General features: G+C 72.7%; 19 protein-coding genes and 1 pseudogene. 11 read left to right on the forward strand and 9 right to left on the reverse strand.

Annotated features, from left to right (window positions below; translation table 11 throughout):
• Positions 1-59: 59 nt before the first annotated feature.
• From ABZ193_RS38665 to ABZ193_RS38675, 3 genes are read right to left on the reverse strand one after another with little or no spacing between them, the layout of a single operon-like run.
• Positions 60-1,091 carry a family 2 encapsulin nanocompartment cargo protein polyprenyl transferase gene (locus ABZ193_RS38665; protein WP_354713641.1) on the reverse strand — a complete coding sequence of 344 codons (1,032 nt, stop codon included), beginning with the start codon at positions 1,089-1,091 and terminating at the stop codon, positions 60-62.
• Positions 1,088-2,494, reverse strand: a complete 1,407-nt coding sequence (locus tag ABZ193_RS38670; protein ID WP_354713643.1) for a family 2B encapsulin nanocompartment shell protein — start codon at positions 2,492-2,494, stop codon at positions 1,088-1,090. Before ABZ193_RS38670 ends, ABZ193_RS38665 begins: the two co-directional genes overlap by 4 nt.
• Before the next feature lie 31 nt (positions 2,495-2,525).
• Positions 2,526-3,911: a family 2B encapsulin nanocompartment shell protein gene (locus tag ABZ193_RS38675; RefSeq protein ID WP_235716331.1), complete on the reverse strand. Its 1,386-nt coding sequence runs from the start codon at positions 3,909-3,911 to the stop codon at positions 2,526-2,528.
• Positions 3,912-4,587: 676 nt separating this feature from the next.
• Here ABZ193_RS38675 and ABZ193_RS38680 point away from each other — a divergent pair.
• Complete coding sequence (locus ABZ193_RS38680; protein WP_020423483.1) at positions 4,588-5,355, forward strand: DUF4239 domain-containing protein; 768 nt, start codon at positions 4,588-4,590, stop codon at positions 5,353-5,355.
• The gene (locus ABZ193_RS38685; protein ID WP_354713645.1) at positions 5,352-6,512 is read left to right on the forward strand and encodes a hypothetical protein; all 1,161 of its coding nucleotides are present in this window, start codon (positions 5,352-5,354) and stop codon (positions 6,510-6,512) included. Before ABZ193_RS38680 ends, ABZ193_RS38685 begins: the two co-directional genes overlap by 4 nt.
• Before the next feature lies 1 nt (position 6,513).
• Here the strand turns inward: ABZ193_RS38685 and ABZ193_RS38690 are convergent, their stop codons facing one another.
• Entirely contained in the window at positions 6,514-7,098 is a 585-nt protein-coding gene (locus tag ABZ193_RS38690) for a TetR/AcrR family transcriptional regulator (RefSeq protein WP_237339323.1), read from the reverse strand.
• A gap of 79 nt (positions 7,099-7,177) precedes the next feature.
• Between ABZ193_RS38690 and ABZ193_RS38695 the strand changes: the two genes are divergently transcribed.
• Positions 7,178-7,933 (forward strand): class I SAM-dependent methyltransferase, encoded by a 756-nt coding sequence (locus ABZ193_RS38695; RefSeq protein ID WP_354713660.1) that lies wholly within the window; start codon positions 7,178-7,180, stop codon positions 7,931-7,933.
• Between the two features lie 188 nt (positions 7,934-8,121).
• Here the strand turns inward: ABZ193_RS38695 and ABZ193_RS38700 are convergent, their stop codons facing one another.
• From ABZ193_RS38700 to ABZ193_RS38720, 5 genes are read right to left on the reverse strand one after another with little or no spacing between them, the layout of a single operon-like run.
• Positions 8,122-8,490: a nuclear transport factor 2 family protein gene (locus ABZ193_RS38700; RefSeq protein WP_020423323.1), complete on the reverse strand. Its 369-nt coding sequence runs from the start codon at positions 8,488-8,490 to the stop codon at positions 8,122-8,124.
• A 19-nt stretch (positions 8,491-8,509) separates the two neighbouring features.
• Positions 8,510-9,679 (reverse strand): aldose epimerase family protein, encoded by a 1,170-nt coding sequence (locus tag ABZ193_RS38705; protein ID WP_237339322.1) that lies wholly within the window; start codon positions 9,677-9,679, stop codon positions 8,510-8,512.
• A gap of 15 nt (positions 9,680-9,694) precedes the next feature.
• Entirely contained in the window at positions 9,695-10,444 is a 750-nt protein-coding gene (locus ABZ193_RS38710; protein WP_020423325.1) for an ATP-binding cassette domain-containing protein, read from the reverse strand.
• Positions 10,441-11,463, reverse strand: a complete 1,023-nt coding sequence (locus tag ABZ193_RS38715) for an ABC transporter permease (RefSeq protein WP_354713648.1) — start codon at positions 11,461-11,463, stop codon at positions 10,441-10,443. The genes ABZ193_RS38710 and ABZ193_RS38715 overlap by 4 nt, the downstream gene beginning before the upstream one ends.
• Positions 11,460-12,560, reverse strand: a complete 1,101-nt coding sequence (locus tag ABZ193_RS38720) for a substrate-binding domain-containing protein (RefSeq protein ID WP_020423327.1) — start codon at positions 12,558-12,560, stop codon at positions 11,460-11,462. The genes ABZ193_RS38715 and ABZ193_RS38720 overlap by 4 nt, the downstream gene beginning before the upstream one ends.
• Before the next feature lie 145 nt (positions 12,561-12,705).
• Between ABZ193_RS38720 and ABZ193_RS38725 the strand changes: the two genes are divergently transcribed.
• The 8 genes and pseudogenes from ABZ193_RS38725 to ABZ193_RS38760 all read left to right on the forward strand — a co-directional run.
• Entirely contained in the window at positions 12,706-13,443 is a 738-nt protein-coding gene (locus tag ABZ193_RS38725; protein ID WP_020423328.1) for a FadR/GntR family transcriptional regulator, read from the forward strand.
• A 13-nt stretch (positions 13,444-13,456) separates the two neighbouring features.
• Entirely contained in the window at positions 13,457-14,302 is an 846-nt protein-coding gene (locus tag ABZ193_RS38730; RefSeq protein ID WP_354713650.1) for an SMP-30/gluconolactonase/LRE family protein, read from the forward strand.
• A 97-nt stretch (positions 14,303-14,399) separates the two neighbouring features.
• On the forward strand, positions 14,400-15,422 hold the full coding sequence (locus tag ABZ193_RS38735) for an alpha/beta hydrolase (protein WP_354713652.1): 1,023 nt from the start codon (positions 14,400-14,402) through the stop codon (positions 15,420-15,422).
• A 30-nt stretch (positions 15,423-15,452) separates the two neighbouring features.
• Positions 15,453-17,771: a LuxR C-terminal-related transcriptional regulator gene (locus ABZ193_RS38740; protein WP_354713654.1), complete on the forward strand. Its 2,319-nt coding sequence runs from the start codon at positions 15,453-15,455 to the stop codon at positions 17,769-17,771.
• A 103-nt stretch (positions 17,772-17,874) separates the two neighbouring features.
• The gene (locus ABZ193_RS38745; protein ID WP_354713656.1) at positions 17,875-18,048 is read left to right on the forward strand and encodes a hypothetical protein; all 174 of its coding nucleotides are present in this window, start codon (positions 17,875-17,877) and stop codon (positions 18,046-18,048) included.
• Between the two features lie 292 nt (positions 18,049-18,340).
• Positions 18,341-19,561 carry an LCP family protein gene (locus ABZ193_RS38750; protein ID WP_354713662.1) on the forward strand — a complete coding sequence of 407 codons (1,221 nt, stop codon included), beginning with the start codon at positions 18,341-18,343 and terminating at the stop codon, positions 19,559-19,561.
• A 1-nt stretch (position 19,562) separates the two neighbouring features.
• Entirely contained in the window at positions 19,563-19,895 is a 333-nt protein-coding gene (locus ABZ193_RS38755; protein WP_354713658.1) for a hypothetical protein, read from the forward strand.
• 119 nt (positions 19,896-20,014) lie between these two features.
• Positions 20,015-20,229, forward strand: a pseudogene (locus ABZ193_RS38760) (S1 family peptidase); the annotation flags it as partial.

Below are 20,229 nucleotides of genomic sequence, written 5' to 3' on the forward strand. Positions count from 1 at the left end.
GCTCCGCGGGGTCGCCGCTACCCGGTCCGCGGGTGGTCGGCCCAGGGCACCGCCTCCGGCTATCTGTCCCGGTCCGCGAGCAGCGCCGCCAGCGCCTCCAGGTCCGCGGCGCCCCTCGGGTCCGGCACGGCGGCTCTCAGGTGCGCCCTGGCGCGTTCCAGCAGCGCCGCCGCCTCGGTGCGGGTCCACTCCCGGCCGCCGGCCTGGTCGACCAGCCGCGCGGCCCGCACCAGGTCCGACCCGGCCAGCTCACCCGGCGCCGCGTACAGCGACGCCAGCTCCCGGCCCGCGGCCGTCCCCGAGGTCAGCGCCGCCACCACCGGCAGCGACTTCTTGCGGTTGCGCAGGTCCGAGAACACCGGCTTCCCGGTCGCCGCCGGGTCGCCCCAGATCCCGAGCAGGTCGTCGACCATCTGGAACGCCAGCCCGGCCGCCTCCCCGAACCGCCGCAGGTGCGCGACCTGCTCGGACGACCCGCCGCCGAGCAACCCGCCCAGCGCGCACGCGCACCCCAGCAGCGCCCCGGTCTTGCCCTCCGCCATCAGCCGGCACTCGTCCAGCCCGACGTCGGCACGCTGCTCGAACGCCAGGTCCGCGCCCTGGCCCTTGATCAGGTCCTGCACCGCCGCGCCGAGCATCCGCAACGCCTCCCGCGCCGCCGGGTGCCCGCTCGCCGCCAGCACGTCCGACGCCGCCACGAGCAGGCTGTCCCCGGCCAGGATCGCCGGCCCCGCCCCGAACAGCTTCCACACCGTCGGCCGGTGCCGCCGCGTCTCGTCGCCGTCCATGACGTCGTCGTGCAGCAGCGAGAAGTTGTGCACCAGCTCGACGGCGACCGCGCCGGGCAGCGCCGGCCCCCACTCGCCGACCGCCCGCGCCGCCGCCAGCACCAGCGCCGGCCGCACCGCCTTGCCGCCGCCCCCGCTCGCCGGTGCGCCCGTCTCGTCCGCCCACCCGAAGTGGTAGGAGACCAGCGGCCGCATCGACTCCGGCAGCCGCGCCACCGCCGCCCGCAACGCCGGGTCCACGCACCCGCGGCTCCACGCCAGGAGTTCCCGCGCCGTCCGGGTCCCCGCCACCGTCTCCGTCACCGTCCGACCTCCACGTGTTCGAGCACGCCCAGCGCGTCCGGGACCAGCACCGCGACCGAGAAGTACGCCGTGACGAGGTAGGACACGATGGCGCGCGAGTCGATCCCCATGAACCGCACGTTCACGCCCGGCTCGACCTCGTCCGGCAGCCCGGTCTGGCGCAGCCCGATCACGCCCTGGCTGTCCAAACCGGTCCGCATCGCCAGGATCGACGTCGTCCCGGTCCGCGACACCGGGATCTTGTCGCTCGGGAAGATCGGCACCCCGCGCCACGTGGACACGACGTGACCGTCCACTTCGGTGCTCTCCGTGGCGATCCCGCGCGCCGAGCACTGCCGCCCGAACGCCGCGATCGCCTTGGGGTGCGCCAGGAACAGCTTGGTCTTGCGGCGGCGGCACAGCAGCTCGTCCAGGTCGTCCGGGGTGGGCGGACCGGTACGGGTGTGCAGGCGCTGGCTGAGGTCGGCGTTGTGGAGCAGGCCGAACTCGGCGTTGTTGAGCAGTTCGGACTCCTGCCGCTCGCGCAGCGCCTCCAGCGTCACCCGCAGCTGCTGTTGCGTCTGGTCCATCGGCTGGTTGTAGAGGTCGGCCACGCGGGTGTGCACCCGCAGGATCGTCTGCGCCACCCCGAGTTCGTACTCGCGGGGGCTGAGGTCGTAGTCGACGAACGTGGCCGGCAGCGCGGGCTCCCCGGTGTGCCCGGACGCCAGCTCGATGTTCGCCTCGCCGTGCTTGTTCTGCGCCAGCTGCGAACTCCGCCGGAGTGCGTCCACATGGGACCGAAGCTCCGGCGAGGTGTCCAGCAAAGCCAGCACTTCCCGCTGCGGCAGGGCGAGCACCGTCACCGGCGTCTCCGCCCGGACGCTGTAGGCCCACGGCTCCGGCGACTCCGCGAGCACCTGCTGCCCGAGGTAGTCGCCGTCGGCGAGCACCCCGAGCGTGACCGGGTCGCCGTAGTCGCCGCGGCCGACCTTGCTCACCTTGCCGTGCGCGACGAGCAGCGCCTCGCCCGTCGGCGCGCCGGCGGTGACGATCGTCTCCCCGGCCCCGTACTCGCGCTGCTCGAACCGGTCGGCCAGCGCGGTCAGGACGAGCTGGTCGCCGAAACCGCGGAACAACGGCAGTTCGGCGAGGCTGGCCGGCACCACCCGCACGCGGCCCGCCTCGACGGTGAACGCCGCCCGGCCCTGCCCGGCGACGCAGGTGAGGCGCCGGTTGACCCGGTAGGTGCCGGCCTCGGTCTCCTCCCAGGGCAGCAGGCTCAGCAGCCACCGGCTGGTGACCGCCTGGTTCTGCGGCACGGACTTGGTGGTGCTGGCCAGTTTGCGGGCCGCCGCCGTGCCCAGGCTCAGCCGGGTTTCGGTGTGCTGGAAGGTCTGCAGGGTTACGGTCAACGGACCCAACCACCCCTCGTTCGCTCGTGGGTTCCGCGGGTCAGCTCGCGCGGCCGATCTCCACCTTCTCCAGCACGGCCAGCGCGTCCGGCACCAGCACGGCCGCCGAGAAGTACGCCGACACCAGGTAGGAGATGATCGCCTTCTCGTTGATGCCCATGAACCGCACCGACAGGCCGGGCTCGACCTCGTCCGGCAGACCGGTCTGGTGCAGGCCGATCACCCCCTGGTTCTGCTCGCCGACGCGCATCAGCAGGATCGAGCTGGTGCGGGTCTCCGACACCGGGATCTTGTTCGACGGCAGGATCGGCACGCCGCGCCAGGACGGCACGTGGTGCCCGTTGAACTCCACGCCCGCCGGGTAGATCCCGCGCGTGTTGCACTCGCGCCCGAACGCCGCGATCGTCTTCGGGTGGGCCAGGAAGAACGCCGGCTCCTTCCACACCGCGCCGAGCAGCTCGTCCATGTCGTCCGGCGTCGGCGGGCCGGTGCGGGTGTGCAGGCGCTGCTTGACGTCGGCGTTGTGGAGCAGGCCGAAGTCCTTGTTGTTCAGCAGCTCGGACTCCTGCCGCTCGCGCAGCGCCTCGATGGTCAGCCGCAGCTGCTGCTCGGTCTGGTTCATCGGCTGGTTGTAGAGGTCGGCGACGCGGCTGTGCACGCGCAGGACGGTCTGGGCGACGCTCAGCTCGTACTCGCGCGGGGACATCTCGTAGTCGACGAACGTGCCGGGCAGCTCCGGTTCGCCTTCGTGCCCGGAGGACAGCTCGATGCTGGCCTCGCCGTATTCGTTGCCACTGGACAGTTTCCGGGCGCGGAACAGTTCGATCTGCTCGCGCAGCGCCTCGGACTGCTCGACCAGCTCGTCGAAGCCGCGTTGCTCGAGCACCAGCACCGTGCAGGAGGTGACTGCCTTGACCGTGTACTCCCAGATGCTCGAGTCGTCCAGCAGCGAGTCGTCGCCGAAGTGGTCGCCGTTGGCCAGCACCCCGAGGTTGGTGAAGTCTCCGTACTCGCCGGGGCCGACCTTGCTGACCTTGCCGTGCGCGATGAGGAAGGCCTGGTCGGAGGCGCTGCCGAACTCGACGATCACGTCGCCGGGCTCGTACTCGCGCTGCTCGAACCGGCTCGCGAGCGCGGCGAGCACCTCCTGGTCGTCGAAGCCGCGCAGGATCGGCAGCTCACCGAGCTCGGCGGGGATGACCTCGATGTTCCCCGCGGTCGTCACGAACGTCACGCGCCCGTCGCCGACCGCGTAGGACAGCCGCCGGTTGACCCGGTAGGCGCCGCCGGAGGCCTCCACCCAGGGCAGCAGGCGCAGCAGCCACCGCGACGTGATGGCCTGCATCTGCGGGACGGACTTGGTCGTGGTCGCCAGGTTCCGCGCGGCGCGGGTGCTCAGGCTCTGCTGCTGGCTGCCGCTGTCCAGTGCGGGCACGGCGGGATCGGTCACGGTCACGGCAAATACCACCCATCGTCGAAAATCAGATCCGCGAATTGGAAATTGGTGATCCGGCGAACTGGCGCCTTGTTTTCTCGGCCGGCGGAAGCGACGTTAGCACCGGCGTCGCGGACCCGTACAGTCACTCGTCCGTGGCGCGGCGTGATGGCGATTTCCGGAAAAGCACACGTTCGGCGGTTCCGGCAGACTCACGGTAGACCGGAATGGACGGTGATCACCCGGGCCGCCCAACCGGGCCGGTCCCGGTGGTGTGACCCGCTCGGCAGCGTGCGCCCGGCATTTCCGGTTCGTTGCTCCGAACGGGCTGAAACTTCCCGGAGTCTGGGAACGCCGTGGTCCGGGCGGGGCAACAGTGACGTCCTACCCTTGGCTGTCAACGGAAAAACCGTGCCGAGTCCGAGGTGGAGTGACGTCCGGTGACCGGAACTCGCCCGGTCGGCCCAGCCGCGCGTCCGGCCGCGCGTTGGCCCCCGGACAACAGGGCCGGGAAATTCGCGGAATACGCGCCGACTGCTCCGAACAAGTGACGGCGAATAATCCGTTCTATTCCGTCGGGCTGAAAGCGCGGAACCGAACTTGCCGCCGTGATCCGCACGTGCCTAGCGTGGACCGACGTCCTTTTCCCGTTCGGGAGGAACAGCCGATGAATGTCTACGTGGCCGGTTCGCTGTGGGTGGTGGGCGCCGTCGGGCTGGGCGCGCTCATCGCCTACCTGGTCCGCCGCTACGGCCTGGACGAGGGCAGACCGGACAACAACGACGCGGCCGGCCAGGCGTTCACCATCGTCGGCGGCCTGCACGCGGCGGTGATCGCGTTCGTGCTGATCTCGCTGTTCGACGCGGCGAGCACCGTGCGGGACTCTTCCTACGAGGAGGCGCAGAGCCTGGTCGCCGCCTCGTGGGCGGCCGACGCGTTGCCCGAGCCGGCGCGCACGGAGATCCGCGAGCTGGCCGCGGGCTACGCGGACACGGTGGTGAACCGGGAATGGCCGCGCATGCGGGACGGCGGTGTGCTGCCCGAGGAGGGCTGGGACCAGCTCGACCGGATGCGCGCGGTGGTCGACACCGCCGACGTGCCCGGCGACGACGACTGGCTGACCAGCCGCAAGACCGAGGTCGCCGACTCGCTGCTGGACGTGTTCAAGGAGCGGCAGGCCCGGCTCAACGCGGTGCGGGACAACAACGTCGGCATGGTGGTGTGGTTCGTGCTGATCGGCGGCAGCGTGATCTTCGTGCTGCTGCCCAACCTGTTCGGCGGCACGAAGTCGCTGACCCACATCGTGATCGTGTCCACCCTCGCCGCGGCGACGACCCTGCTGCTCTTCGCGATCTTCCAGATGCAGAACCCGTTCGCGGGCGGGTCGAAGGTGGGCCCGGACGCGTTCAGCCAGGCGATCGAGCGGCTGCGGTGAGGGTGCGGCGGCCGGCCCGGGTGCTGGCGGCCGCGGCCGTCCTGGCGGCCTCGCTGCTGCCGGTCACGCCCGCGGCCGGGGCGGCGCCCGCCACCGCCTGTACGGTCCTCCGCGTCGTCAACACGGCACCAGGCGGACTGTCCACTATGGAGCGGGTGCGGATGCCGTCCGGGGCGGTGGAGAACCGGACCGCGCTCGGCGTGCAGGTCAACGCCCTCGGCTACGCCCGCGCCCAGGACCGGGTGTACGGCCTGACCCGCGACGGCACGGCGGTGGCCGTCGGCCGGGACGGCGAGCTGACCCGGCTCGGCCCGGTGCGGACGACCGACCGCCGCGGGCTGGACCGGGCCACCGCGGGCGCGGTGTTCGGCAACCGCTGGTACGTGCTGCGGGACGACGACCTGTACGTGATCGACATCGACCCGGGCGGCGACGGGTACCTCTCGGCGGTGCGCAGGGTCGACCTGTGGCCGGCGCCGTTCACCTCCGGCATCGACGACTTCGACTTCGCAGGGGGCAAGCTCTACGGGGTGACGAGCACGTTCCCGTTCAGCGGGCGGGTCGTGCGGATCGACCCGGTGTCGGGGTGGACGCACCCGGTGTCCGGGCCGGTGCTGCCGCCTGCCACCGCGTACGGTTCGGTCGTGCTGGCGGGGGAGACCCTGTACGTGACGGCGAACCGCAGCGCCGGCCGCAGCCGCACGTTCCGGGTCGCGCGGGACGGCTCCGGGCCGGTGACCGAGGTGTCCTCCGGGGCGCCGCTGTCCGGTTCGGACAGTGCCGGGTGCCTGCGGGCGCCCGCGCCACCGCCGCCCCCACCTCCAGCGCCCCCACCTCCAGCGCCCCCAGCGCCACCGCCTCCTCCGCCGCCCGCACCTCCACCGCCTCCGCCGCCCCCGGCGGTGGCTCCGGTCGTGCCCGCGCCGCCGCCTCCTCCGGCGCCGAGCCCGCCGCCGCGGCCGGTCGCGACGCCGCGCCCGGCGCCGCCGGCGGTCCCGCCGCCACCGTCCACCACGAAGCGCCGTCCGGTGACCACGAAGAAACCGGTCGAGCAGGTGTCCACACAGGAGCGGACCGAGGAGAAGCGCGGGTGGTCCTTCACCGTGCTGGTGCTCGTCCTCGGCGCGAGCATCGCCGTGCGGCGGCTGAGCCGGTGAGTCAGAGCAGGCGGCGCTGCACGACGTCCGCGACGACGGTCTCCACGACCCGGCCGACCTCGCCGGCCGCGGGGCGGTTCGCCCGGTCGGCGAAGAGCAGGTGGCCGGCGCCGATCAGGGCGAGCGCGAGCGAGTCCACGTCGGCGTCGGCGGCGATGCGGCCCTGGGCGCGTTCCTCGGTCAGGTAACCGGCGAGCATGGCCGCCGCGTCGGCGAGGACCGGGATGCCGCGCCCGAGCCGGGCCCGCAGCTCGTCGCGGAAGACCACCAGACCGACGATGCCGACGGCGACCGGGTCGAACAGCTCGGTCAGGGCCGCGGTGAGGTTGCCCGTGACGGTGCCGGTGCCCGCGGACGCGCGCAGCATGGCGCTCTGGTCGCCGATGCGCCGGACGCGGTCCTGGACGAGCTCGGCGAGGAAGGCGTCGAAGTCGGCGAAGTGCCGGTGCAGCACGCCCTTGGCGACGCCCGCTTCGGCGGTGACGGCGCGGCTGGTCAGCGCGGCCGCGCCGTCGCGGAGCAGAACGCGCTCGGCGGCGTCGAACAACTGCTGGCGCGCGTCGCGGATGTGCACCCCGGTTGGCATGCGGCCATTGTCCTCCTTGCCCTTGTGGGCGCTTGCCCACTAAGGTGGGCGCATGCCCACTTCACATCAGGCCAGGGAGATGGCCGAATCGTTCGGGATCGACGCCGGCCGCTACGACCGCGCCCGGCCGCCCTACCCGGACGCGCTGATCGAGCGCGTCGTCGCGGCGAGCCCAGGGCCAGTGGTCCTCGACGTCGGCTGCGGCACCGGCATCGAGGCCCGGCAGTTCCGGGCGGCGGGCTGCCGCGTGCTCGGGGTCGACCCGGATCCGCGGATGGCGGAGTTCGCGCGCCGCGGCGGGATCGAGGTCGAGGTCGCGGCCTTCGAGGACTGGGACCCGGCGGGCCGCGAGTTCGACGCCGTGGTGGCGGGGCAGGCATGGCACTGGGTGGCGCCGGAGGCGGGCGCGGCGAAGGCGGCGGCGGTGCTGCGGCCGGGCGGGCCGCTGGCGGTGTTCGCGCACGTCTTCGAACCGCCGCCCGCAGTAGCGGAGGCGTTCGCCGAGGTGTTCCGGCGGGTGGTGCCCGACTCGCCGTTCGCCGGGCAACCTGCCGGCGACGCGGTGGCGGCGTACCGCGCCGGGTTCGAGCGGTTCGCCGAGACGTTCCGGAAGACCGGGGCGTTCGCCGAACCGGAGCACCTGCGGTTCGACTGGGAACGCACCTACACCCGCGCGGAGTGGCTGGACCTGCTCCCCACGACCGGCGGCCTGACCCGCCTGCCCGCCGCGGCGCAGCGGAAGATCCTGACCGCGGTCGGCGCGGCGATCGACGACCTGGGCGGCGCCTTCACGAAGACGTTCACCACGCTCGCGGTGGTCGCCGTGCGCGCATAGGTCGTCTTGAGCGGCGGAGCCGCCTCGCCACCTGAGCAGCTTGCACCGCCGCGGGTTCTGAGGTGGTTCCTGGCGAGGACAGCGCCGCCGTGGTGACCTGGCGGTCATGAGGAGGCGATCCCACAGCCAGGGGCCGCCTCAGGTTCCGCTGCCCGCACCGCCACGCAGGCCGTCGACGAACACTTTCTTCAGTCCTTCGCGCCGGCGGGGTTGGTGTCGTCGCCGAGGTAGGTGCCGTGGCCCTCGCGGACGAGGGGGCCGTCGAAGTGCAGCACCTCGCTGACGAGCCCGCCCTTCTGGTTGCGGTAGTTGATGACCACGGTGTCCACACCGGAGTACACGCCGACCACCTCGAAGCGCAGGTCCGGGATGCGGCGCAGGCCTTCGCTCCAGTAGGCGCGCAGTGCGTCCTTGCCGCGGATCACCGCGGTTCCGGTGAGCTGCGCCGCGACCGGTGAGGTGAACACCACGTCCTCGGTGAAGTGCGCCAGCAGCGCGTCGAGGTCGTGTGCGTTCCAGGCCTTGACCCAGTTTTCGGCGAATTCGCGGGCGTCCATGCCCCGGAGCCTATCCGGCTCACTCGGTGCTCAGGGCGAAGACGGTCGTGGTGTGGTACACCTCTCCGGGCCGCAGCACGGTGCTGGGGAACCCGGGCTGGTTGGGCGAATCCGGGAAGTGCTGCGTCTCCAGCGCGAAGCCGTAGCTCTGCCGGTAGGCCTTCCCGCCGGTGCCGACGAGCGTGCCGGTCAGGAAGTTGCCCGAGTAGAACTGGATTCCCGGCTCGGTGGTGTAGACGGTGAGCACGCGGCCGCTCGCCGGGTCCGCGGCACGGGCCGCCGGCGCCAGACGGCCGGCGGAGTTCAGCGCCCAGTTGTGGTCGTAGCCCTGGCCGATCAGCAACTGCGGGTCGTTCTCCGCGATGCGCGCGCCGATCGGCACCGGGCGGCGGAAGTCGAACGGGGTGCCTGCCACCGGGGCCAGCTCACCGGTCGGGATCTGCGTCGCGTCGGTGGGGGTGTAGCGGTCGGCGTCGATGCGCAGGGTCTGGTCGTAGATGTCGCCGGAGGACTCGCCCGCCAGGTTCCAGTACGTGTGGTTGGTCAGGTTCACCACGGTCGGCTTGTCGGTGGTGGCGCGGTAGTCGACGGTGAGCCGGTTGCGGCTGTCCACTGTGTACGTCACGGTCGTGGTCAGCGTGCCGGGGTAGCCCTGGTCGCCGTCGGGGCTGACCAGGCTCAGCCGCAGCCCGGCCTTGCCCGGCTCGCGCACCTCGGTGGCGGACCACACCTTGTCGTCGAACCCGGCGGTGCCGCCGTGCAGGCTGTTGCCGTTGTTGTTGACCGGCACCTGGTACTCGACCCCGTCCAGGGTGAACCGGCCGCCGGCGATCCGGTTGGCGTAGCGGCCGATCAGCGAGCCGAAGTACGGTCCGCCGCCTTCGGCCGGGCTGTTCTTCGCCACGTAGTCGGCCAGGGTGGGGAACCCGAGCACGATGTTCGCGGTGCGCCCGCGCTTGTCCGGCGCCTCCAGCGTCTGGATGGTGCCGCCGTAGGTCAGGATCCGCACCCGCATCCCGTTGCCGCTGGTCAGCGTGTACCGCTCGACGGACTGGCCGCCCACGCTGCCGAACGCTTCCTTCGAGATCGCCGGAGCCGTGGGCCGCGGGGCGGCGGAGGAGGTCACGGCGGGCAACCCTACCGCCGCGGAAAGGATGGTGGCGCACGCGATCGGAACGAGTCTTCGCATGAGGGCACTCCTCGGTCACTGCTGGAGCCGGTACTCGGCGTGCACGAGCTCGAGCAGCTCGGCCACCGAGGTGTCCCGGGACGGTTTGTCGAACGTGATCTCGCCGTGCTGGAGCAGGTTGACCCGGTCGCACACGTCCACGACCTGGCTGTAGTTGTGCGCGATCAGGATGATCGCGAGGTCGCCGCGTTGTTTGAGCTGGGCGAGCAGCCGCAGGATCAGCCCGCCCTCCTTGGCGCCCATCGCGGCGAGCGGCTCGTCGAGCAGCAGCAGCTTGGTGTTGCGGGTGAACACCGAGCGGGCGACCGCGATCGCCTGCCGCTGCCCGCCGGAGAGCTGACCGACCTCGGCGGTCACCGAGGGGATGCTGATGCCGATCTCGTCGAGCGCCTCCCGCGCGCGCCGTTTCATCTCCCGACGCTTCAGGAACGGCAGCGGCCGGTGCACCAGTTCCTTGTTGAGGTGCAGGTTCAGGTACACCGGCAGGTCGTTCACCATCGCCAGGTCCTGGAAGACCGTCTCGATCCCCAGCGACCGGGCGTGCGTCACCGACTTCAGCTGCACCGGCTGCCCCTCGAACAGCAGCCGCCCGCTGTCCGGCTGGTGGAAGCCGGTCAGGATCTTGATCAGCGTGGACTTGCCCGCGCCGTTGTCGCCGATCAGGCCCAGGACCTCGCCCGCCGACACGTGCAGGCTGACGTCCGACAGCGCCCGCACCGGCCCGAACCGCTTGCCGATGTGCTCGGCGCGAATCACCTCGGTCACGGCCGCCCCCTCGATCCGAGCCGTTTGCGCATCACCGACACGTACACGTTGAGCAGCGCCGCGACCAGGATCGCGACCCCGAGCACCAGGTAGAACGCGTTGGCGCTGATGCCGGTCAGGTTGAACCCGTCGTAGACGAGCCCGAGCAGCAGCGCGCCGAGGAACGCCCCGACCACCGTGCCGGACCCGCCGAGCAGCGCGGTCCCGCCGATCACCGCCGCCGCCACGGCGTAGAACATCACGTTGAACCCGCCGTTGGTCGGGTCGTAGGAGCCCACCCGGGTGCCCTGCAGGATCCCGGCCAGCCCGGCCAGCGCGCCGACGATCGCGAAGTTGACCACCTTGATCCGGTTCGTGCGGATGCCGGCCTCGGCCGCCCCGACCGGGTTGCCGCCGGTGGCCTGCGTGGCGATGCCGAACCGGGTCGTGGACAGCAGCACCTGCATGACCACCACGACCACGACCGCCCACACGAACTCCGACCAGCCCCACGCGCCGAAGACGTCCATCACCCAGCCGTCCGCGGGCGCGCTCACCGGGGAGCCGCCGGAGATGACCAGCGACAGGCCCCACAACAGGAACGCCATGCCGAGGGTGGTGATGAACGAGGACAGGCCGAACACCGTGTGGATCAGCCCGTTCACCATCCCGATGGCTCCGCTGACCACGATCGCCCCGATGACGGCGAGCAGCAGCGGGAAACCGTTGTTGTGGAACAGCACCAGCACGAACGGCGACAGCGTGAACACGAACCCGGCGGAGAGGTCGATCTGCCCGCAGATCAGCACCATCACCTCGCCCGCGGCGACGATCGCCCACGGGGCCACGTACTGGGCGATGGTGTGGTAGTTGTCCGTCGTGGTGAACCCCGGCCCGCTGGTGAGGGCGAAGTAGATCGCCGCGGCGACCGTCACCAGCAGGATGCTCAGCTCCTTGACCCGGATCAGGCCGGGCAGGAACCCGGCGCCGCCACGCGCGCGGGCCGCGGCCGGGCGCTGGTCGGGAAGCGCTTTCGTCATCGCGCCTGCCCGGTCGCGGGCGGCAGCGGGATGGAGGACGGCATCGGCACCAGATCGGCCTTGGCGCCGCCCTCGAACTTGCTGTCCGCGGTCAGGTACGGCCCGACGTTGTCCCTGGTGACGAACGTGAGCCCGGTGTCGGTGAACGGTGGCGTGACCAGCGTGCCCGACACGCGGTAGAGGTAGAGGTAGAGCACGGACAGGAAGCCCTGCAGGTACGCCGACTGGTCGATGGTGAAGTCCAGCGCGCCGGACTGGACGCCCCGCAGGGTGTCGGTCAGCGTGTCGTACCCGCCGGCCCGCACCTGCCCCTGCAGGCCGCGGCTGGTGAACAGCTGCGCGATCGAAGCCGTGCTGCCCGCGTCGACCGCGTACACGCCCTTCGCGTCCCGGTGCCCGTCGTAGGCGGCGGTGATGGCGTTGAGCTCGGCGGCCTGCTCCGCGCCGGTGTTGATCGGCAGCACGGTCACGCCCGGGGCGGCCTGCCGCAGCGCGTCGGTGATGCCGTCCAGCCGCGGCTGCACGTTGTTGCCGCCGGGCTGGGAGATGCCGACCAGGATCAGCCCGGATGTGATGTCCCGCGCGATCCGTTGTCCCATCAGGAAACCGGACTGGTAGAGGTCCTGCCCGACGTAGGTCAGCGGGTGGTTGCCCGCGGCGGTCGCGTTGTAGGCGATCACCGGGATCCCGCGCTCGAACGCGCGCTTGGTGGGCTCGACGAACGCGTTGTCGTCGGTCAGCGCGATCGCGATGCCGTCGACCCCGCCGTTGATCGCCGTGGAGAACGCGTTGGCCATCTCGGACACGTTGCCGTCGGCGGAGCCGGTCCACTGTGGCTCGGGAATGCCGACCAGCCGGGCCGCGTCGGCCATCCCGGTCCGGGTCGGCACGAAGAACGAGTTGGTCGTGACATGGTTGACGAAGACGAAGCGCCAGTCCGGAGTGTCCGGGAACGCGCCGCCACCGCCCGATTCCGGGCTGTCGCGAACGCCTTGGCAGGCGGCCAGCAGGGCCGAGGCGGCCACGGCTCCGCCGCCAGCCCCCAGGTACTTCAGGGCGCTCCGCCGGGAGGTGAGGCTGATCTGGTCGTCGGTCATGGGGGACCACCCATCCACGTCGTCGGGGAGCTGGGATATCGAACCAAGAACCTGCATGAATGATTGGATGATTCGTCGATACAGTCAACCCCTGTCGTGTGATGGGCACATTGACTTTATGGATCAATGATTTGAGGATTACTCCGTGAGCAGGAGTCAGAGCGGGCCGCTCGGGCGGCACCGCACCCTCCACGGCCAGGTCGTGGAGTGGCTGGGGCGGCGCATCGTGTCCGGTGAGCTCGCCCACGGTAGCCAGCTGCCCAACGAGGCCGACCTGGCGGCCCAGCTGAACGTCAGCCGCGGCGGCGTGCGCGAGGCGGTCAAGGCGCTGGCCGCCAAGGGGCTGGTCGAGCCGCGGCCCCGCCTCGGCACCCGGGTGCTGCCGCGCGAGCAGTGGAACCTGATGGACCGCGAGGTGATCAGCTGGCACGGCCAGCTCTCCGACGCGGCCTTCCTGCGCGACCTGCTCGAGCTGCGGCTGATGGTCGAGCCCGGCGCCGCGCAGCTGGCCGCCGAGCGCGCGACGGACGAGCAGCTCGCCGTGCTGGAAAGCGCTTGCGCCCGGATGGCGGAGGAGGCGGGCCGGGTCGACGCCGACTCGGCCGCCTTCGTCGAGGCCGATCTGGCCTTCCACCTGACCCTGCTGCGCGCGAGCGGCAACCAGCTCGTCGAGCAGCTGGGCCGGCTGCTGGAGGCGAGCCTGCACCACGGCCTGGCGGCCAGCTCGCACGCGCCCGGCGGGGTGGCCGCGACGCTGCCGCTGCACCAGGCGGTGCTCGTGGCGGTCCGCGCCCGCCGCCCGGCCGCGGCCGCGCGGGCGATGCGGAAGCTGATCGAGACCACCACCGACGCGGTGCGGCGGATGACGACCGAGGGGGACTGACGTGGTGTCCACAGTGGATCAGGTGACGGAACCGGTTGCCGCGCACGGTGAAGGTCCGGTGTGGGCGCCGGAGTGGCCGGGCGTGCGCTGGGTGGACATGCTCGCCGGGGACGTGCTCGAACTCGACGGCGACGAGGTCCGCCGCCACCACGTCGGCTCGGTCGCGGCGGCGTTGCGGCCGGGCGCCGCCGGCGGGGTCGTGCTGGCGCTGGAGCGCGGGTTCGCCCTCGCCGACGCCGCGCTCACCGAGGTGCGGCCGCTGGGGGAGGTGTGGACCGGCGGCGGGGTGCGGATGAACGACGGCGGGTGCGATCCGGACGGCCGGTTCTACTGCGGCTCGATGGCCTACGACGAGACCCCGGGTGCGGGCGCCCTGTACCGGCTCGACCCGGACGGTGCCGTTACCACGGTGCTCACCGGCGTCACGATCTCCAACGGCCTCGCGTGGAGCCCGGACGGCGGCACGGCCTACTACGTCGACACGCCCACCGGCCGGATCGACGCCTTCGACTACACCGCCGCGGCCGGGCTCACCCACCGCCGCCCCGTGGTGACGATCCCGGAGGGGATCGGCTCGCCGGACGGCCTCACCGTCGACGCGGAGGGCAACATCTGGGTCGCGCTGTGGGGCGGCGGCGCCGTGCACTGCTACACCCCGGCCGGCGAGCAGGTCGCGCGCGCCGAGTTCCCGGTCACGCAGGTCACCGCGTGCGCCTTCGGCGGGCCGGACCTGGCCGAGCTGTACGTCACCACGTCGCGACAGGGCGTCGAGGAGGGCACGCAGCCCGAAGCCGGGGCCCTGTTCCGCCTCCGGCCCGGCGTCCGCGGCCTGCCCGCCCACCGCTATTCCGGCTGCTGAGGACTCCGTACCGCAATACGTACTTTCCCGGTGCCCGGGTTTGGGCGCGACCAGGGAGGGTCACTCTGTCGTGGTTTGCGCACCCGGAGGAGTGACGATGCGAGCGGTCAAGGCGGTGGAGCTGGGCCTGGCGGCCGGGCTCGTGCTGACCAGGACCGCGCTGCGCGCCGCGACCGGCGGCCTGATCGGCCCGGCGTCCCGCACCGGGCCGGCCACCCCGGTCACCAGCGGCCGCGGCCGGTCCCGGACCGTCACCGCCGACGACGGCGTCGAGCTGCACGCCGAGGTCTTCGGCGACCCGAACGCGCCGGTGACCGTCGTGCTGTGCCACGGCTACGCCCTGAGCGGCGCCAGCTGGTGCTTCCAGATCCCCGAGCTCGCCCGCCACGCCCGCGTCGTGACCTGGGACCAGCGCGGGCACGGCCGCTCCCAGCGCGGCGCGGCCGCGCACGCGACCGTCGACCAGCTCGGCCGCGACCTGCGCGCGGTGCTCGACCAGACCACGCCCTCCGGGCCGGTGGTCCTCGCCGGGCACTCGATGGGCGGCATGACGATCATGGCGCTGGCCGAGCAGGAGCCGGACCTGTTCGGCACCCGCGTCGCCGCCGCCGCGCTGCTCGCCACCAGCGCGGAGCCGGTGTTCGGCGATCTCGGCCTGCCCCGCCACGGCATGCGCGCGCTGCACTGGGTCACCCCGTGGGCGCTGGCGCTGCTGCAGCGGGCCAGCGTCCTGGCCGGCCCGGTGCGCGAGCTGACCGGCGCGGTCGTGCCCCGGCACGCGTTCGCCTCCGACGTCCCGCCGCACGTCGCCGAGTTCCTGGTCGAGCAGATCGGGCAGACGCCGCTGGACGTGCTGGCCGACTTCTTCCCGCAGTTCCGGGTGCACGACAAGACCGCCGCGCTGGCCGCGCTGAACCGGGTCGACTGCCTCGTCCTGGCCGGCTCGCACGACGTGGTCACGCCGCCGGAGAACAGCGAGGCGATCGCGCGCGCGGTGCCCGGCGCGGACCTGGTGGTCCTGCCCGACGCCGGGCACGCCTTCCCGCTGGAGCACCCGGAGCTGGTCAACGCGCACCTGGTGGCCCTGCTGCGGCGGCAGAGCCGCCGTCGAACCGCCTGATCAGCAGCGGACCCGGCCTAGAATCGTGGCATGCCCGACGTCTCGCGCGGCGCCGGCAACCTGCCCAGCGAGCTCACCAGCTTCGTCGGGCGGCGCCGCGAGCTCGCCGAAACCCGCCGCCTCCTGGCCTCGGCCAGGCTGGTCACGCTGACCGGGGTCGGCGGCGTCGGCAAGACCCGGCTGGCCCTGCGCGCGGCCGCCGACGTGCGCCGGGCCTTCCCCGACGGCGTGTGGTTCGTGCCGCTGGCCGAGCTGCGTGATCCCGCCCTGCTGGCCCACACGATCGCCACCACGCTCGGCCTGACCGACGAGGCCGGCGCCCAGGTGGGCGGGCTCGCCGAGTACCTCGAGGACCAGCGCGTGCTGCTGGTGCTGGACAACTGCGAGCACGTGCTGGACGCGTGCGCGGTGCTGGTCGCCAAGCTGCTGTCGGCCACCTCGTCGGTGCGGGTGCTGGCCACCAGCCGCCAGCTGCTGCGCGCCGACGGCGAACAGGTCCTCGTCGTGCCGCCGCTGCCGGTGCCCTCGGAAGGGGAGCCCGCGGTCGAGGCGGTGACGTTGTTCGCCGAGCGGGCCGCCGCGGTGGTGCCCGGGTTCACCGTCGACGCGTCCAACCGCGACACCGTCGTCCGCATCTGCCGCCGCCTGGACGGCATCCCGCTCGCGCTGGAACTGGCCGCGGTCCGGCTGCGCGTGCTCTCGGTCGACCAGCTGCTGCAGCGCCTGGACGACCGGTTCCGGCTGCTCACCGACGGCAGCCGCACCGCGCCGGACCGCCAGCAGACGCTGGAGGCGGCGATCGCGTGGAGCTACGACCTGTGCAGCCGCGCCGAGCAGGCCGTGTGGTCGGCGGTGTCGGTGTTCGCCGGCGGGTTCGACCTGGAGGCCGCCGAGGCGGTGTGCGCCGCGGTCGGGATCGGCCAGGACGAGGTGCTCGACCTGATCGCCGCCATGGTGGACAAGTCCATCCTGGTCCGCCGGGACGGCACCTTCGGGCGGGCGGCGTGGTACGGGATGCTGGAGACCGTCCGCGAGTACGGGCACGTCCAGCTCGTGCGCTCCGGCCGCTCGAACGCCGTGCGGGGCCGCCAGGTCGAGCACTGCGCCCGCCTGGCCCGCCGCTACCGCGCGGAGAGCTTCGGCCCGCACCAGCTGGACTGGGTGGGCCGGATGCGGCGCGAGCAGCCCAACATCCGCGTCGCGCTGGAGCACTGCCTCGCCGGCGGCCCGGAAGGCGCCTGCCGCGCGGCCGAGATCACCGGGCCGCTGTGGGACTACTGGTTCGCCGGCGGCTACGTCCGCGAGGGCTACCGCTGGCTGCGGGCGTCGCTGGCCCAGGAGGTCGCCCGCGACACCGCGGCGCACGCCCGTGCCCTGCAGGGCGCCGCGTTCGTGGCGGCGCAGATCGGCGACGAGGAACCGGCCCGCGCGATGCTCGCCGAGCTGCGTGAGCTGGCCGAGGCGCTGGACGACGACAACCTGCGTGCCGGCTGGGCCCAGTGCGCCGGCATGGGCTCGATGTTCCTGGGCAGGCTCGACCGCGGCCGCGAGCTGATGGAGCAGGCCCTGGACGGGTTCCTGCGCACCGGCGACGAGATGCAGGCGTGCAACACGCGGATCCTGCTGGCCGCGGCGCTGTTCTTCCTCGACGACCCCGAGGGCCTCGCGGTGGCCGAGGCGGCGCTCGCGCAGTGCGAGGAACACCAGGCCGACTGGTCCCGGGCGTACGCGCTGTGGGCGGTGGCGATCAACACCTGGCGGCGGGGCGACCACCGCCGCGCCTCGGCCCTGCTGCTCGAGGCCATCGCGATGCGGCAGCCCGACCGCACCCAGCTGGCCTTCACGCTGACCGCGCTGGCCTGGTGCGCGGGCGCGGCGGGGGAGCACGAGCGCGCGGCCGGGCTGCTCGGCGCGTCCAGCGCGGTGTGGCGGATCAGCGGCGCCGGCGTCGCCGAGACCGGTCCGTACCGGCAGTTCGACGAGGAGTGCGAAGCGCGGGCCCGCGAGGCGCTCGGCGACGACGGCTACACCCGCGCGTTCGCCGCGACCAGGGGGTTCGACGTCGACGAGGCGATCGCGTACGCGCTGGCGGAGAAGCCGGGCGGGCCGCGCGCGCCGCGCCGGAGCAGGCAGAGCAGCCCGGGCGGGCTGACCCGGCGCGAGCGCGAGATCGCCGAGCTCGTCGCCGACGGCCTGAGCAACAAGCAGATCGCGGGCAGGCTGGTCATCGCGCAGCGCACCGCGGAGACCCACGTGGAGAACATCCTGACCAAGCTCGGCTTCACCTCGCGCGCGCAGATCGCCGCGTGGCTGGCCGAGCAGCGCGCCGCACCGGAGGACGATACGTAGCCCGTTCTACGTACCCAGATGCGTAGGACTCCCGGTTCCCCGGCCCCGCTGCCCAGGCACTCTGGTATTCGCGACCGGAGCCGAGAACACCGGAGGGGTGGTCATGAAGGTCGATTCGCCGCCGCAGCCCTGCTCGCGGTGCCACCGCCAAGTGGTGCTCGCCGGGTACAGCTGGGGACGGCAGTGGGTGCACCTGGGCACGTGGCGGCCGCAGTGCGGTCCACCGTCCTGGGCGCTCGCCCGCTCGGCCGGGACCACCTCGACGGCGGCTTCCTGACCCCGGTCCGGTCCACAAGTCCAGCCGTCCGGCGCCGCCCTCCCCCTCGCGTGCCGGCCGGTCGAGCGCGGCGGGTCGTGCCCAGCCTGCCCGCGAACTCCGGCACCCCGCCGCGCTCACTCCAACCGAAGACGGAGAACCGCCCCGCTCCCCGGGGCGGTTCTTCGCGTGACAAGAAGTTCACCGGCCGCGGCCCGGATTTCACAGCAAACTGTCAGATTTCTCGTGGATCCTGGTGTTAGCTGGATCGAGTGATCTTCGAGGGGGAACCGGGGTGCTGCGCAAACGGGGAGTGACTGCCGCGCCCGCGCGCGGTCACCGCTGGCGCCCGGTCGCGTACACGGCCGTCGGGCTGGCGTCGCTGCTCGTGCTCGGCGGCACCGGGTTCGCCTGGACCCAGCTGTCCCGCCTGGACACCGGGCTGGCCACCGCCGACGTGATCGCGCCGTCCGCGCAGGTCCCGTCCGGGCGGGCGAGCCTGTCGGTGGACCAGAACATCCTGCTGGTCGGCCTCGACTCGCGCACCGACGTGCAGGGCAACCCGCTGCCGCAGGAGGTGCTCGACCAGCTGCACGCCGGGGACGCATCGGACGGCGGCGACACCACCGACACGATGATCGTGGTGCACATCCCGGCGGGCGGCGGTTCCGCGTCGGCGATCTCGATCCCGCGCGACTCCTACGTCCAGATCGCGGGCGGCTACGGCAAGCACAAGATCAACTCCGCGTACACCTACGGCAAGCAGGCGGCGCTGGACACGTTGCGCGCGCAGGGCCTGACCGGAGCGGCGCTGGAGCGCGCGGCGTCGGCGGCCGGCGCCAGGACCGCGATCGAAACGGTCGAGGACTTCACCGGACTGACGATCAACCACTACGCGGCGGTCAACCTGGCCGGGTTCTACACGCTGAGCAACGCCGTCGGCGGCGTGCCGGTGTGCCTGAAGCAGGCGGTGCACGACAGCTACTCGGGGGCGAACTTCCCGGCGGGGGAGCAGACCCTGTCCGGGGCGCAGGCGCTGGCGTTCGTCCGGCAGCGGCACGGGCTCCCCAGCGGCGACCTGGACCGCATCGCGCGCCAGCAGGCGTTCCTGTCCGGGATGGCCCAGGTGGTGCTCGGCGCCGGGACGCTCACCAACCCGGTCAAGCTGTCCGGGCTGATCGGCCCGGTGCAGCAGTCGGTGGTCATCGACCAGGGCTGGGACGTGCTGACCTTCGCCGAGCAGATGCACAACCTGACCTCGGGGTCGATCACGTTCGCCACCATCCCGGTGCAGAGCCTGAGCCTGCAGACCCCCTACGACGGCGACGCGGTGAAGGTCGACCCGGTGCAGGTGCGCGACTTCATCACCGCCCTGCTGGGCGGCCCGGCGTCCGCCACGCGGGACGGCAGCACCTCCACGACGCCGACGACCGCGGCGAAGCAGGCCGCGGAAACGGCAGGCGCCACCACGACCACCCCGTCCACGGTCGCGCCGGAAACCGCCAGCACGGATCTGTCGGGCTGCGTGAACTGAGGTGACGGGCGACCCGCACATCCACGTCGAGCGGGGCGTCGCGCACGCCGGTTCCGCGGTCCGCGGCCTGGTCGCGTCGACGTTCGGCCTCGTCGCGGACGCGCCGGTGGAGGTCACCACCGGGTGCGGTGCCCGCGTGCCCTACGCGATGACCTCCACGCGCCCGGAAAGCGTCACCTGCCTGGCCTGCCGCGAGCACGCCCGGCGGGAGCACCTGCGGCTCGCCGACCAGGTCGAACTCCTCGGCCGGACGCCGGGCGCGCCGGTGTCCGCGGCGGACGCGGAACGCGCCGCGCGCGGGCTGCGCGACCTCGCGGAGCGCTACTCCGAATAGTCCGGACGGACGGGGCCGGCCGGGTGAGACATTCTCCAACCCTACTTCCGGCGGGTGTGAAGTTGTCGTGACCCGCAGCAGACTGCGCGTGTCCCCATCGGCAGCGAAGGAAGGCACCCATGAAGCGACCACCCCTCGTCCGCACGATCGGCCTCACCGCGCTGGCCGTCGGCTCGGTTCTCGCCGCCACGGTGAACTCCGCCGGAGCCGCGCCCGCCTCGCCGCTCCTCGGCGCGGTGCAGCGGGACCTCGGGCTCACCGCCGAGCAGGCCGGCGCGCGCCTCGCCCAGGAGGCCGCGGCCGCGAACGTCGCCCCCGCCGCGGAGGCCGCGGC

This window comes from Amycolatopsis sp. NPDC006125 (genome assembly GCF_040614195.1).
GTDB lineage: Bacteria > Actinomycetota > Actinomycetes > Mycobacteriales > Pseudonocardiaceae > Amycolatopsis_E > Amycolatopsis_E tucumanensis.